This is a genomic window from Aminobacter sp. NyZ550 (genome assembly GCF_025628925.2).
In the GTDB taxonomy this organism is placed as follows: Bacteria; Pseudomonadota; Alphaproteobacteria; order Rhizobiales; family Rhizobiaceae; genus Aminobacter; species Aminobacter ciceronei.
Genome location: NZ_CP114190.1, coordinates 3,673,176 through 3,687,104, shown reverse-complemented (window position 1 = coordinate 3,687,104; position 13,929 = coordinate 3,673,176). Strand labels below are relative to the sequence as shown.

17 protein-coding genes are annotated in these 13,929 nt (G+C 61.2%); 16 read left to right on the top strand and 1 reads right to left on the bottom strand.

Translation table 11 applies throughout. The annotated features are described in order from the left end of the window. Positions 1-50 precede the first annotated feature (50 nt). The 4 genes from N7E70_RS18295 to nusG all read left to right on the top strand — a co-directional run bounded on the left by N7E70_RS18295 (position 51) and on the right by nusG (position 2,340). On the top strand, positions 51-893 hold the full coding sequence (locus tag N7E70_RS18295) for a hypothetical protein (protein WP_263007233.1): 843 nt from the start codon (positions 51-53) through the stop codon (positions 891-893). Further along, the gene (locus N7E70_RS18290) at positions 893-1,180 is read left to right on the top strand and encodes a DUF6074 family protein (protein WP_263007331.1); all 288 of its coding nucleotides are present in this window, start codon (positions 893-895) and stop codon (positions 1,178-1,180) included. The genes N7E70_RS18295 and N7E70_RS18290 overlap by 1 nt, the downstream gene beginning before the upstream one ends. Positions 1,181-1,588: 408 nt before the next feature. Beyond that, on the top strand, positions 1,589-1,816 hold the full coding sequence (locus N7E70_RS18285) for a hypothetical protein (protein ID WP_263007232.1): 228 nt from the start codon (positions 1,589-1,591) through the stop codon (positions 1,814-1,816). Then, positions 1,813-2,340, top strand: coding sequence for a transcription termination/antitermination protein NusG (nusG, locus tag N7E70_RS18280; protein WP_263007231.1), 528 nt, complete (start codon positions 1,813-1,815; stop codon positions 2,338-2,340). The genes N7E70_RS18285 and nusG overlap by 4 nt, the downstream gene beginning before the upstream one ends. A gap of 293 nt (positions 2,341-2,633) precedes the next feature. Here the strand turns inward: nusG and N7E70_RS18275 are convergent, their stop codons facing one another. Further along, positions 2,634-3,098 (bottom strand): hypothetical protein, encoded by a 465-nt coding sequence (locus N7E70_RS18275; protein WP_263007230.1) that lies wholly within the window; start codon positions 3,096-3,098, stop codon positions 2,634-2,636. A gap of 122 nt (positions 3,099-3,220) precedes the next feature. Here N7E70_RS18275 and N7E70_RS18270 point away from each other — a divergent pair, with 122 nt between their 5' ends. The 12 genes from N7E70_RS18270 (at position 3,221) to N7E70_RS18215 (ending at position 13,913) form a co-directional block, all read left to right on the top strand. Further along, on the top strand, positions 3,221-3,679 hold the full coding sequence (locus N7E70_RS18270) for a terminase small subunit (protein ID WP_263007229.1): 459 nt from the start codon (positions 3,221-3,223) through the stop codon (positions 3,677-3,679). Next, positions 3,666-5,237: a terminase family protein gene (locus N7E70_RS18265; protein ID WP_263007228.1), complete on the top strand. Its 1,572-nt coding sequence runs from the start codon at positions 3,666-3,668 to the stop codon at positions 5,235-5,237. Before N7E70_RS18270 ends, N7E70_RS18265 begins: the two co-directional genes overlap by 14 nt. Further along, a complete protein-coding gene (locus N7E70_RS18260; protein ID WP_115732652.1) occupies positions 5,237-5,449 on the top strand; it encodes a hypothetical protein in 213 nt (70 codons plus the stop codon). The genes N7E70_RS18265 and N7E70_RS18260 overlap by 1 nt, the downstream gene beginning before the upstream one ends. Next, positions 5,449-7,119, top strand: a complete 1,671-nt coding sequence (locus N7E70_RS18255; protein WP_263007227.1) for a portal protein — start codon at positions 5,449-5,451, stop codon at positions 7,117-7,119. Before N7E70_RS18260 ends, N7E70_RS18255 begins: the two co-directional genes overlap by 1 nt. Then, positions 7,116-7,505: a hypothetical protein gene (locus tag N7E70_RS18250; RefSeq protein WP_263007226.1), complete on the top strand. Its 390-nt coding sequence runs from the start codon at positions 7,116-7,118 to the stop codon at positions 7,503-7,505. Before N7E70_RS18255 ends, N7E70_RS18250 begins: the two co-directional genes overlap by 4 nt. Positions 7,506-7,623: 118 nt before the next feature. Continuing rightward, entirely contained in the window at positions 7,624-8,361 is a 738-nt protein-coding gene (locus N7E70_RS18245; protein WP_263007225.1) for a hypothetical protein, read from the top strand. A 197-nt stretch (positions 8,362-8,558) separates the two neighbouring features. After that, positions 8,559-9,392 (top strand): phage capsid protein, encoded by an 834-nt coding sequence (locus N7E70_RS18240; RefSeq protein ID WP_263007224.1) that lies wholly within the window; start codon positions 8,559-8,561, stop codon positions 9,390-9,392. A 10-nt stretch (positions 9,393-9,402) separates the two neighbouring features. Next, the gene (locus N7E70_RS18235) at positions 9,403-9,711 is read left to right on the top strand and encodes a hypothetical protein (protein ID WP_263007223.1); all 309 of its coding nucleotides are present in this window, start codon (positions 9,403-9,405) and stop codon (positions 9,709-9,711) included. A 61-nt stretch (positions 9,712-9,772) separates the two neighbouring features. Beyond that, positions 9,773-10,210, top strand: coding sequence for a hypothetical protein (locus N7E70_RS18230; RefSeq protein WP_263007222.1), 438 nt, complete (start codon positions 9,773-9,775; stop codon positions 10,208-10,210). 4 nt (positions 10,211-10,214) lie between these two features. After that, positions 10,215-10,883: a hypothetical protein gene (locus tag N7E70_RS18225; RefSeq protein ID WP_263007221.1), complete on the top strand. Its 669-nt coding sequence runs from the start codon at positions 10,215-10,217 to the stop codon at positions 10,881-10,883. Beyond that, the gene (locus tag N7E70_RS18220) at positions 10,883-13,555 is read left to right on the top strand and encodes a hypothetical protein (RefSeq protein ID WP_263007220.1); all 2,673 of its coding nucleotides are present in this window, start codon (positions 10,883-10,885) and stop codon (positions 13,553-13,555) included. The genes N7E70_RS18225 and N7E70_RS18220 overlap by 1 nt, the downstream gene beginning before the upstream one ends. Continuing rightward, the gene (locus N7E70_RS18215; protein WP_263007219.1) at positions 13,548-13,913 is read left to right on the top strand and encodes a hypothetical protein; all 366 of its coding nucleotides are present in this window, start codon (positions 13,548-13,550) and stop codon (positions 13,911-13,913) included. Before N7E70_RS18220 ends, N7E70_RS18215 begins: the two co-directional genes overlap by 8 nt. Positions 13,914-13,929: the final 16 nt, after the last annotated feature.

Below are 13,929 nucleotides of genomic sequence, written 5' to 3'. Positions count from 1 at the left end.
GCTGTCGCGGCGATACGTGAGGCTACCTTGATCAAGGGGAGGGCGATCTGATGGCCCGTCCCCTCGACGCTAAAATTAGCCCCACCGCCGCCGCGCGGCTGAAAAAGCATCGCACCGGCAAGGTCAAGCTCGGCAAGTGCATCTTGTCGTCCAGGGCGAATTTCGAAACCAAGTCGCCCTTCAGCGTCAATGTGCTTCGACTGCGCGAGATCGAACAGTTGATCGTTGCTCGACACGGCCAGATCATACCGGAAACCGACGACGCCGACTTGTTCATCAAGGCGGCAGCGTACGCGCTGAATGCACATTGCCGGCAGAAGCATTTGGACTTTGAAGTGGCTCTTCGTGGCTGGTGTAGCCGTTGGTGCCCGTGGGTGCTGCCCCAGGCGGCAACCGTTCTCCGGCCTATTCTTCACGCTCTACGAAGCCGGCGCCTAGACCTTGCCGCCGATGAGGTCGCCCACATTCTGAATGTTACCCTCTGGGAGCGCACGGCCCAAGAATTCCGCTCTATCGGCGCATGCGACGTGCCGACAGAAATTCGGAAGGGGATCGCTCGCAATTACAAGCGAGAGCGGGATCGTAAGCGGCTTGAGGGCAAGCGTCGTGCGGCAGGGGTCCAAAGTCGCGAAAACTCTCTTTCCAAGACTCGCCCTTGGGATGCAGAGGGGATTTCGCGCGCTCAATGGTATCGCCGCCGTGCGACAGTTGCGTCGCGACTAGGTATTATTACTTCTAGTGGCGACACAGTTGTCTCATCCCCGCTTGGCTCGGCGGCTCAAATGTTGGCTCGTCCTCCGATGTCGGCTTCCCTCAAGAGCATCAGCGCTAACGACGACCACCTCTCGCACGACGTAGAGGAAGTATCTGACCGCATGGGAGTGGCTAGGTGATGGAACAGACTTGTAACAAACCCGGAACCGTCGTTCCGTTCCCGGCAAGTCGACAGGAGGCGCTTATCCGCGACATCGTGCAGGTGCTCCTAAAGCGTCACGGTGCTGCGGCTGATCGGTTTTGGGGCACGACGGTGAACCGCTTGATTGGCCAAATGCAGGTGAGTGGCATTCTCGATGAGGCAGAGATTCGTCAACAAGTGGAGGCCTTTTCGTTGGTTGTGTTTGACCGCATTAGGGCGGCGGCCGGCCCCGCAATAGACCAAGTTGAAGGGAGCAAGCCGTGACCATAGCAGAACGCAGGGCGCGAGAAGCTGCCGAAGCTAAAAACCCGTGGCGGGCCATAGCGCTTGCGGCGTCCGAACCGGAAGGAATGATCTGTGAGCTGCGGCGGGCGGATTTATCCGACTTCGGAAGGCATCGGTTCGTTCGGTGGAACGGGGAATGGTACCGCACTGAACCTCCGTCGAAGCATTGGTGGGGCGATGTGATGGAATATCGCCCTATAGGCACCGTGTTGAGTTCTCATCTCCTAACCGCGTTAGTCCGCAAGGCAGAGTACGGAACGTACGAATATCGAGGTGGTGAAATCTCCCGCAAACCGAAGCCCTACAAGCTATATTGGAGGGACGACGATTGAAGTTCAAAGTTCGCACCAAGGCTGCGACGCGCAGCGAACCAAGATGGGTGGGCACATGACCCTCAATCGCGAACACGTGAGAAAGGGCTGGATCATCATGTCCGGCGATCATCCTTGGGATGACTGGATCTACCCAAGTGAGGAAGCCGCTCGGGAAACTGCTGAACGGTGTGACGTTCCATCGGCCACGGTGGTCGAGGGCCAGCGGCAGGGCCACATCGACAACAAGAAACGGCAATTCAGCGAGCGATTGCTTTATGATCGGAAAAGGGGGCGTGGATGACCAATCAGCTTCAGAACCAAGATCTGCCAACCTGGCACATTGTTCTCGCCCGACCATCGCATGAGCTACGAGCCGCAGAGGAAATGATTAGCCTTGGGCAAACGGTGTACGTGCCGCGTTTCCGCAAAGAGTTCCAGCACAGGCGAAACAAGGGGTGGTCGATCCGGTACTTCTCGCTCTTGAGTGGATACATCTTCGTATTGGGTTCGGAACATTGGGGCAGGGTGCTCGGCTGTGAGAGCGTGTCACACGTTCTGCGGAATTCCGGGGGCGTACCTTTCTCGATAGGAGACGACGTAGTGCGGGCGATCAGGCAAGCACAGGATGCAGGCGTCTATGATGAGATGCGCGTGCACGGGCGCGTGCCGGTAAACTCTGAGGTCAAGGTGCTGGACGGCGCCCTTGCGGGTATCAAAGGCCATGTTGCCGCTTCTGACGATGCCAAAGTGGTCTTCATGCTCGAAATGTTTGGCCGCCAGGTCAAGGCGAGGGCGCCCCTTGAAATCTTGGGCAAGGTAGGTTAATTTCGGACCCGAAACGAAATGGCGATTTGCTCGCCTGTGCGGGGCCTGAGAGTCACACGCCGGAGCAATGCGGGGGCAGATCGCCGCCCCGCCCGCCGGAACGATGCGTCCTGAGTCCTCACCACAACGCTAATCCGCTTCCGATCAAATAAAGATTGAGAGCCGCTCCGGTGAGATAATAGACGGCTTCCGCAAAGGTCATGGCTGTTCCTCTCTCATGAACAGCCGAAGCAATTATCTCACCAATGGTTGTCCGAGCGAATGTGGCTCGCGTTCGGAAACAGGCATGGGCCTTATGCGCCGATATCGATGATAAACACCAAAGGACCTTGAGGGCGACCCGCTTGGAAATCGACCTTCACGCCAGCAGCCCGGAGTTCCGTCTGGCGCTGCTTCACTTCTTCCGATCGGATCACAGCTCCTGGCATTACAGATGGGAAAGGAAGGCCGTGGGGAGAGGCAGGGCGACTGGAATTTGACAATTTTCCATCTGGGCCAACTTTTACAGGAACCAACTCAGTCGGGCTGATGGCAAACGCAAATTTGGTAGGAATGCCATTCACATGTGGCGCCGCGATTTCGCGCTCCACCAATTCTTCCAATCTCTTCTCCGACAGAAGCGCAAGAATTGAAGTGATTGTCTGTTCGTATTCAGCCTCTTTCTGTTTTGCAGAGGCGGACTTCGCGTCATCCATAGCCTTCTTCGCATCATTGATTGCTTGATCGCGCTTTGCCCTGAGCCTGTTCCCAAAATCCATGTAGCTCTCCCTTTGCTAGGTGCGCATCCTCCCACCACTTTTGCCGACTGTCGAGCGGGTTGCCCGGTTCATTGCTGATCGGCCTCCCCTCGCTCGTCGCAGCTACAGGAATGCTAACCAGAATGTCTGATTTGACTGCAAAGCAGGAGGCGTTCGCCCTCGCCTATGTCGAGACAGGCAACGGCTCGGAAGCCTACCGGCGTTCGCATGACGTGGGCGCTGAAACCAAGCCGGAAACCGTCTGGAGCGAGGCAAGCCGGTTGCTCGCCAAGCCCAAGGTTGCCGCAAGGGTCAAGGAACTCCAGCAGGAAGCCCGCGACCTCGCAATGGTGTCCATCGGCACGCTGACCGGAGAGCTTGAACTGGCCCGCATCAAGGCGATGGGCGACGAGAAAGGCGCCTCGGCTGCTGTCTCGGCAATCATGGGCAAGGCCAAGCTGCACGGCCTGCTTGTCGAGAAGGCGGAAGTGACCGGCAAAGGTGGCGCGCCTCTCGTGCCAACGGATGAACTCTCCAGCAATGACATAGCGCGGCGCGTGGCCTTCCTGTTGGCACAGGGCGTGAAGAATGCAGCTCAGTGAGGTCTTGGCCGCTCTCGATGCGCTGCCGCCGGAAGCAAAGCAGGAAGTCATCGACAAGGCGGTGGAAGCCTCGGCAGGCCGCTACATGATCCCGAACCCCGGCCCGCAAACGGATGCATGGTTCTCGGAAGCGGACGAAACCTTCTATGGCGGCGCGGCCGGTGGCGGCAAGACGACGCTGATTTGCGGCCTCGGGCTGGAAGAGTACCAGCCAGCGCTGATCCTCCGCAGGCAGGCAACCCAGCTCAAAGGCATTGAGGACGAGCTAGCCCGGATGCTGGGCACTCGCGACGGCTACAACAGTCAGTCGCATGTGTGGCGTCTCCCGACAGGCGGGACAATAGAGCTGGGCGGCGTTCCCCATGAGGCGGACAAGGAAAAGTATCAGGGCCGCGCGCACCGCCTGAAAGCGTTCGACGAAATCACGCAGTTCACGGAAACCCAGTATCGCTACATCATCGGTTGGCTTCGCGATGCGCAGGGACGCCGCTGCCGTGTGGTCTGCACTGGCAACCCGCCGACATCAGCCGAAGGCATGTGGGTCGTTCGGTACTGGTCGCCATGGCTGGACAAGAGCCACCCGAACCCCGCAGCGTCTGGTGAACTACGGTGGTTCACGACGATCGACGGCGAGGACCGGGAAGTCGAAGCGGACTATGTAGGGCCAAGGGGTGAGCGGCCACGGTCTCGGACCTTCATCCGCTCGATGCTGGAAGACAATCCCGACCTGATGGCGACGGGGTACGCCTCGCAACTCGAAAGCCTGCCCGACGAAATCCGAGAACGCCTCCGCTATGGCTCATTCGAACCAGATGGCAAGGACGATCCTTGGCAAGTGATCCCGACCAAGTGGATACGGGAAGCGCAAGCACGGTGGATCAGCACGCCGCCCGAACTACCGATGACTGCCGTAGCCGCTGACATCGCACAGGGCGGACCCGACAAGACGCAGATCCAGAGCCGGCGCGATTGGTGGTACTCGCCATTTGCCAGCTATCCCGGCAGCGATACGCCAGACGGGCCGACTGCTGCGGGATTGATCATCAAGGAAATGCGGGACCGCTGCCGCGTCGTGGTCGATGCCGGCGGTGGCTATGGCGGCGACACGCTCACCCAGCTTGCCCATGCCGATGTCGACTGCTTCGGCTTCAAGGGCGGCAATCCCTCGGCGTCATCAACCCGTGAAGGGATGTACGGCTTCTACAATCTCAGGGCGCAAGCCGTCTGGCAGTTCCGTGAACAGCTCGACCCGGCCTACCTCTCGCGGATCGCGCTTCCTCCTGATCCAGAGCTTGAAGCCGATCTGGCCGCCTTCCGGTACGAAATCCGGGCCCGTGGCGATGGTGAAGAGATCATCGTCCTTCCGAAAGAGCAGATGCGCGAAAAGCTCGGACGCTCGCCCGACAAGGGTGACACGACCATCATGCTGTCGGCATCGAGCATCGGCGGGCTCAAGCGTCCGAAGGCCGCGCAAGAGCGGCGGGAACAATCAAGGATGCGGCTTCAGTCCGTGACTTCCAACAGTGCTTTGAAGGCCAAACTGCGAGGGAAACGCTGATGAGCGGACTTTTCGGTAAGAAACAACAGATGCCTGAGCCGGAGCCGCCGGCAACGATGCCGGACCCGGAAGACCCGTTGGCCAAGCGCCAGCGTAGTCGGACGCGTTCGCTGGCCCCGGCGGCGAAGAGCAGCGCGGCGACTGATCGCCTTGCGCAGGTGCCTGGCACCATCGGGCGGGAGTTCTCGCGCGGAACCCTCGGGGCGAGCTGATGAGCGATCAAGCAGGCCGCGACCTGATGGCGATCGATGGTCGTCTCTTCTCTGCGAAGGGCGCGCTCGACAGCCTGTATCAGGAAATCGCCGAATTCCTGTTTCCTGAGCGTGCCGACTTCACGACCGACATCGTCTACGGGCAGGAGTTTGCCGCCCACCTGACAGACGCTACGCCTGTGCTGATGCGGCGTGAGCTTGGCGACCAGATCGGGTCAATGGTGCGTCCTGATGGTCGCCAGTGGTTCAAGGCAGCGGCTTCGAATAAGCGCGTCGGCCGGGATCGTAGTGCTGCGTCCTTCCTCGAATTCATGACCGACGTGAACAGCGCGATCCTGAATTCACGTGACAGCGGGTTTCGCCGCGCCGCACAGCAGGTCGAGCATGACTTTGCGACGTTCGGCATGGGTTGGCTACAGGTCAGCTACAACAAGAACCGGGACAATCTGCTCTACCGGTGCCACCACCCGAAGCACATGGCCGGGCAGGAAGGGCCGGACGGCCAGGTCAATCATGTCCACCGCAAGTGCGACATGACGGCGGCGGCCATGGCCCATCTGTTCGGCGAGGCCAAGCTTCCCCAGCCGGTGAAGAACGCCCTGCAGAACAACGACATCAAGACGACGTTCAAGGTCCGTCACATCTTCATTCCGCTAGACCTCTATGAGCCGCACCGCAAGTTTCCGAAGGGTGCGAAGTGGGCGGACGTCTATGTCACCGAAGACGGCACCATCCTGCAGGAACTGCCGGCCTTCACCTTCGATTATGTCGTGCCGCGCTGGTGGCTGTTGTCGGGCAAGTTCTACGCGGTGTCGACGGCGGCCTCGATCGGCCTGACCGAAAGCCGCATGCTGCAACGCATGAAGATGACCATCATCGAGGCCGGCGAAAAGCAGGTCGACCCGCCGCTGGTCGCCACCCAGGATGCGCTTTTGTCGCCGGTCGATCTCGGCGCCAACGGCATCACCTTCATCGACAGCCAGTATGACGAACGCCTGGGGGCGGCACTGCGCGTGCTCGACCTGGGCAAGAATGTCGGCCTCGGCATCGACCTGATCAACGACCAGCGCAACCAGCTCGGTGATGCCTTCTTCCTGAGCAAGCTGCAGCCGATCGCCCAGGCCGACAAGACGATGACGGCTTACGAGGCAGCGCAGCGCGTCCAGGAATGGATCCGCAACGCCATGCCGCTGTTCGGCCCGATCGAACATGAATGGACAGGTGCGGTTCTCGACCTGACGACGGAAAAGGTCATGCGAGCCGGTGGCTATGGCCCGGTGGATCGGAGTGGCATCCCAGAAGACATGCCCGACATCATGCTCGGGCAGCACATTCAGTATGAGTTCAACAACGCGCTGAAGGAAGCTCGCGACCGGCAAGTCCTGAACGCATTTCAGGAAAGCGCTGGTGTTCTGCAGGCTGGTGTCCAGATCGATCCGTCGCTTGCCGGCGAGGTCGACACGCGGACCATGTTCCGAGACGCCTTCGCCGCGGTGCCGAACGGTCGGGCCGACTGGCTGATTGATGCTGAACAGGCTGCTGCAAACCGCCAGCAAGCGCAACAGGCCATGGCTGACCAGCAGGAGATGCAGCAAGTCAGCAACGGCGCTGCGGTTGCCGCTCAGGTTGGTGATGCAGGCCAGTCGATCCGGGCGGCGCTCGGCCAATGAGCCAGAAGCTGTATCGCCCCTGGCATCCGGTCACGGTTCGTCCTGACAATGAGATGCCCCGGAATGACATGGAAATCCGCAGGACTGACTGCGTGGCGCTTCAGGCGCTCGCTGCCGGCGTTGCGAACGAGGACCAACAGAGGCGCGCCCTCGGGGCGATCCTCCACATTTGCGGCATGCACCAAATGGCATGGATGCCCGCAGAGCACGGCGGCGAGCGAGACAGCTCTTTCGCAGCCGGAAAGCAGCATGTCGGCTTCCAGATCAGGAAGCTGATCACCCATTCCCTTTCCATTTTGACAGGTGAAACCAATGACCGACCAGCCCACGACCGACGCACCGGCAAACCAGCCGACGAACGTAACGCAGACCGCGCCAAACCCTGACCCCGTAGTAACGCAGGCTCCAGGCACAGCGCCTGCATCGCCAGCGCCGGCTGCCGATCCTGCCGCTGACGCGGCACTTCAGTCGTTCCGCGAACAGTTGGCTGGCGGTGACGCGGCCATGATGAAGCAGCTTGAGCGCTACAAGTCGGCCGACGAGATTTCGAAGGCGTTCCGCGAAGGCTACAAGAACGCCAAGAACGGCGGCAAGCAGATCGAGCTGACCGACAAGTCGACCCCGGAAGAGGTGAAGGCGTATCGGGAGGCCAACGGCATCCCCGACGACGCAACGAAGTACCCCGGCGACTTCCGGGAAGGCTTCGAAGTGACCGACGCCGACAAGGCGATCCTGGCGGACTTCAAGGCAGCGATGCACGAGCGGAATGTCCCGCCGAAGGTCGCCGCCGCCGCCCTCGACTGGTATCAGGACTTCGCTGCGGCACAGGCGCAAGAGCTGAACGCACAGCTTGCGAAGGTTGCCGGCGACACCCAGAAGGCGCTTCGGGCCGAGTGGGGCGGCGACTATGACGGCCAGATCGGCGCGGCGCAGGAGCTGATGAAGGCGCATCTGGGCGAGGAAGGTTTCGGCCAGATGATGGGCCTGCGCCTCATGGATGGCTCCCGGTTGCAGGACAGCCTACCGTTCGTGAAGATGATGGCCACCATTGGCGCCGACTACTACGGCAGCACGGCGATCCTCACCGGCGACATCGAGGCGACCGGCAAGACGTTGGAAGCGCAGAAGCAGGAACTGCTGGCGCTGCGGGTCTCGGACCCGACAAAGTTCAAGAGCGATGATGTTCAGGGCAAGCTGACGAAGATCTATGCCCAGCTCGATAAGATAACCGCTCGGAAGTGATCCGGGCGGCTGTATACTGATCGCGGCATCCCGGTTTCCGGCCCCGCAAACCTCTCCAAAATACAAGCTGATGTGACGCCCCGCGCTGGGGGAGTAGCGGCCCTGTGCTTCGGCACGGCACCCCGCGAAAGCTCGGGCGCGGCACCCTGATCACGGCTGGAAGAAACCCCTCCAAATCATCAACGAAGGATATCGCAATGGCCTATGCCATCACGAAAACCCAGTACCGTGATGAGTGGGTCGTCGCCTTTCAGCGCGGCGAAACCTACCTCAAGGACTGCGTCACCAAGGAACTCATGATCAGCGGCCTGACGGCCTCATTCGCGCTCCAGGGTGCTGCGGGTCGCATGACCAGGCGCGGCACGAACGGGCTCATCCCGTCGCGTAACCGTGGCGACAGCCAGCCGACGATCACGCTGGAAGAAAAACACACCAAAGAGACCCGCCCGAACTTCGACGTGTTCACGGCGCCTGCCAACCTGCGCGAAGCGATGCAGAACGCCAGCTCGCTGACGGCCTCGCGTGAAATCGACTTCACCATCATCGACGCGCTGGCGACCGCCACCAACTCGTATGCGAGTGGCGCTGCCCAGACCCTGACCTATGGCAAGACCGTTGACGCCCTGACCGAGCTTTTCGAGCTCGACGTCATGGTCGGCAACGAGATCACCTGCCTTTGGACCCCGAAGGCATGGGCTCGCCTGCTCACCTTCCAGGAGTTCAAATCGGCCGACTACATCGACGCCAAGCCGCTCGTCGGCCTGGCGCTCGACCGGCCGAAGGTCTGGCTCGGTGCGAAGCACATCATGCACAACGGCCTGCCCGGCAAGGGCACGGCGACTGCGTCCAACTTCATCTTCGCCAAGCCTGCCGTGGGTCATGCCATCGCCGGCGATGTGAAGGTCGATGCGGGCTACAACGGCGAGGACGATTACTCCTACGACCGTGCCACGATCTACGACGGCGCCACCATTCTGCAGCAGGCCGGCGTGATCAAGGTCGTCACCGACGACACCGCTGCATTCTCGTAAGGAGGCGGAAATGGCTTACGAAACGAACGGCTTCAAGCTCCTGACCGATGGTCTCTCCGGCGCCAGCACCATGAAAACCTGGCTGCTGGATACCGTTGATGCCATTGCCACGGTCAACACCAGCAACTTCGTCAGCGACGGCTTTGCCAAGGGTGCCCGCCAGGGTGACATTGTCATCGTCCGCACGCGCACGACCACGCTGGCCGGCCCGGTGACGGCGGTCCATTACTGCTGGGTGATCGACGAGGCGACCGGGACCAACGGTCTCGGCATCGACCTGACCGACGGCCTCGCCATCACGGCGACCGACACCGACTAAGCGAACGGGGGAGGCTTTCGGGCCTCCCTTTTCCATTTCCCTTTCAATGACGGTGAACCAAATGACCCAAGTCACGAAACTTGCGGGGCATCGCTTCGCGCAGGCCGACTATGCCATCGGCCGATACGCGGCGACTGTCCCTTCCGAAACCACTCTCGAGGAAGTCACGCACCCGGAATTCTTCGCCAATCACGTCTCGGTCTTTCGCCCTGGCATGACGATCGATGTGCTGTCCGACGATCACAAGCTGGACTGCACGCTTCGCGTCTTGAGCGTCACCAAGACGTCGGCTGCGGTACGCGTGATCCGGCTTTTTGACGAAGCAACCGCTCCGAAGGTCGCGTCGGGCGACGTCAGCCCGCCGCAGATCAGCTTTGGCGGGCCGCACCACAAGTGGCGCTTCCTGCATGGCGGCAACGTGATCCAGACCGGTTTCGACACCAAGGAAGCTGCCGAGAAGGCAGCCGAGAAGTACATCGAACTGATGAAGGGCGAGTAACCCCATGGCGACAAAGCTGCAGATCTGGAAGCAGGCGCTGGTTCATCTGGAAAAGGCAACCATCGTCACCCTGACCGACGATGTCGAGGCGAGATACGTCTTTGACAGCGCCTGGGCCGGCGCGATCGAAGAAGCCTTCAACTCAGGTGACTGGAACTTCGCCAAGGCTTCGGCAGCTTTGTCGGCCAATGGCGCGCTGACGCCTGCTGTGGGCTGGGCTTATGCGTTCGACTATCCGGCGACCTGGCTGCGCACGGTGACTGTCTCGAACAATCCGAATTTCACGACCTTCCACGACTACGTTGACCAAGGCGGCAACCTGCACGCCAACACGCCGACGCTGTATCTGCGCTTCATCAGCGACGTGAACACGGCAGACGACAAGATTGCGACATGGCCAACCATGTTCTGGCGCTATGTCGCGCTGAAACTGGCCTTCGACACCTGCGGCAAGCTCACATCGGGCGACACGCTGGAGGAAAAGCTCAGCAAGCGCATGGAACGCGCCTTGATGCAGGCAAAGAACGTCGATGCCCGCAACGAGAACAACAAGATCATCGAGCCCGGCACCTGGCTTCGCGCGCGGCGCGGCGGCGGTGGTATCGGCGGCTCGCGTGACAATGGCGGCACGCTGGTCGGCGGGCAGATCACTTTCGGCGAAGGTGACGTCTGATGCCTCGCGTTTCGGCCCCAGTCTATTCCCTGAACGGCGGCGAAGTCGGCGAGGAAGCGCTTTCTCGTCTCGATCTGGAGCGCATGCAGTTCGCGTCGGCGCTTAGCTCGAACATCCTGCCACGTGTCGTGGGCTCGATGACGTTGCGGCCCGGCCTGGAGCACATCGCAGACGTCAACCTGGGCGATGTCCGCCTGCTCGAATACTCCTTCGCCGGCTCGAACGCCTCGATGCTGGTGCCGATCCTCTCGAACAACGAAATGCGCATCCTGAAGGACAACGCCTTCGTGACCCGCGTGGCCGTCGCCACCTCGATCACGAACGGCGACTTCAACTCCTTCACCGGGTGGACGAATGCCAGCGCTGCCGGCGCCTCGGCCAATGTATCGGGCGGCAACCTGGTGCTGACCGGCACCACTCAGGGCCGCGCCGCCGCTCGCCAGACGATCACAGTGGCAGGTGGCGACCAAGGCAAGGAACATGGCCTTCGCGTTGAGGTCGTTCGCGGCCCGGTCTGGGTGCATATCGGCACCTCTGCGGGGGCAAGCGACGTTCTCCCCCTGTCGATACTGGATGACGGCGACCATTCAATCGCCTTCACACCCACCACGGGGAGCGTCTACCTCGAACTCTACACGGACAACGCCAGGCAGGCGCTGGTAGCTCGCTGCCAGATCGACACGGCGGGGACATTGATCCTTTCAACGCCATGGGCGACGGCCGATCTGGCGGCACCAAGGCACAAGCAGAACATCGACGTGCTCTATCTGGCATCTCGCCAGTTCCAGCAGCGCGAAATCCAGCGCCGTGGCGACACAAGCTGGGGTATCCAGCGCTATAAGGTCGCTGACGGCCCATTCGTGGCGTCTGATGGCACGGTGGCGCTGACGCCTTCGGTGTACACCGGCAACGGCACGCTGACGGCCAGCAGGGCGTTCTTCGAGGCCAGCATGGTCAACCGCCTGTTCCGGCTGTTCCAGTCAGGCCAGACCGTGCAAGAGAGCTTCACAGCGGCCCCGGCCAATGGCGCATCTATCCGCGTCTCTGGCGTCAATGCCGCGCGGGATTTCTCGTATCAGGTGTCTGGCACCTGGGTAGGTTCCGTCCGCCTTGAGGTCGCAACCGATGACGGCAGCGGCAATCCCGGCGCCTGGAGCACGCACAGCACCTACACGGCAAACACGGGGCCAACGACCTATAGAGACCCTGACAACAACGTCGTGAAGTTCTTCCGCTTCGTGGCTGTCACCTACACCAGCGGCACCATCGACACGGCGCTCATTTATACCGGCGGCAGTCAGGTCGGCATTGCGCGCATGACCGCCTACAGCAGTGCGACAGTTGCCAGTGTCGAAGTGCTGAGCCGCTTCTACTCCCTGAACCCGACGTTCGAATGGGACTTCTCAACGTGGTCGGATTACGACGGCTGGCCATGGGGCATCGAAGCGTTCGGCGGTCGCCTGTATTGGGGCAAGGGCGACTTCGTGCACGGTTCGGTGCCTGACGCCTTCCACAGCTTTGACGACAACGTCGAGGGCGACAGCGCACCGATCTTCCGGTCGATCGGCGCCAGCACGGACAGAGGCATTCTCTGGCTGCTCGGCCTTCAGCGCCTCATCGCCGGCACCGACAATTCAGAGATTTCGATCAAGTCGTCGAGCTTCGATGAACCGTTGACAGCGTCGAGCTGGTTTCCGGTGGATGGATCGACGCAAGGCAGTTACGACCTGCGGTCAGTCAAGTGCGACAAGGATGGCATCTTCGTCCAGAGCACCGGGCTTAGGGTCTTCGCGTTGATCGCGGAGCAAGGCACGTTGGATTACAGCGCCATGGACCTCATGGCGATGCATGAAGACATCTGCGACGGATCTCCGATTGTCAGTGTCGCCGTCCAGCGCCAGCCCGATACCGTCGTGTGGTTCATCCTCGAAAACGGCGAAGCCCGTGCCCTGACCTATCGGCCTTCCGAGAAGGTGGTCGCATGGTCGCGTGTCGTCACCGACGGCCAGTTCAAACAGGTCATCGCCTGCCGGGGCAAGGGTCAGGACAACGTCTACTTCGCCATTACCCGGGATGGAACACAGCGCCTGGAACGACTGGCCGATCTGAAGGACTGCCGCGGCGGCAAGACCAATTGCCTGGCCGACGGCTTTAAGCGCTTCACCGCCACCGCCAGCCAGACGACATTTGCCGTGCCGCATCTCAACGGCAAGGGCGTCACCGTCTGGCTCGATGGTGCCGCCCTGCATGATCAGGACAATCTCTACACTGTCGCTGCCGGGCAGGTCGTCCTGCCGCCACAGCCTGCCGGCAAGGCGGTCGTGATCGGTCTTCCCTACGTCGGACGCTGGCAGTCGACCAAACTCGCCTACGGGGCTGCAAATGGCACGGCGCTATTCAAAAAGAAGCGCGTGTCTCAGCTCGGCATGTACCTTGTGAACACAATGCTGGATGGCCTGCGGGTCGGCATGGATTTCGTCAGCCTTCGGCGCCTGACCACGACGAAGAACGATAAGCCGATCGCTGCGAACACGCTGTTCACAAGCTTCGACGCCGACATGATGTCGATTTCCAGCGACTGGAGCACCGACAGCCGGCTATGCCTCGAACAGCGTTCGCCATACCCGTTCACTGCCGGCTCGCTGGTCATGGATGTTCAGACCAATGGCTGACATCAGGCCGGCCGACGACATCGACTTCGCGCGCTTCTACGGCGGCGTGCAGGTGACAGGCCAATGGATCGGCCGCGCTCTCTGGCGTCGTCGCCTCCTGGCGGGTTTCGGCTGCGTCATCGAGACGGCGGAAGGCGAATGGATGGCTTTCCTTGAAGTGCCGGCAGAAGCGCGCAAGCCGCTCATCTTCCGGCACATCCTGCAGGTGCTCGGCGAGGTCAAAAAGCGGGGCGCGCGGGTGATCAAGGCGACCTGCGACACGTCGATCCCGCGTGCGGAAGCCCTGATGCTGAAGCTGGGTTTCAAGCCTACAGACGAGATTTTAGACGGAAAGGTAGTCTGGCAATGGGTTTCCTAACGCCTGTCCTCGGGGC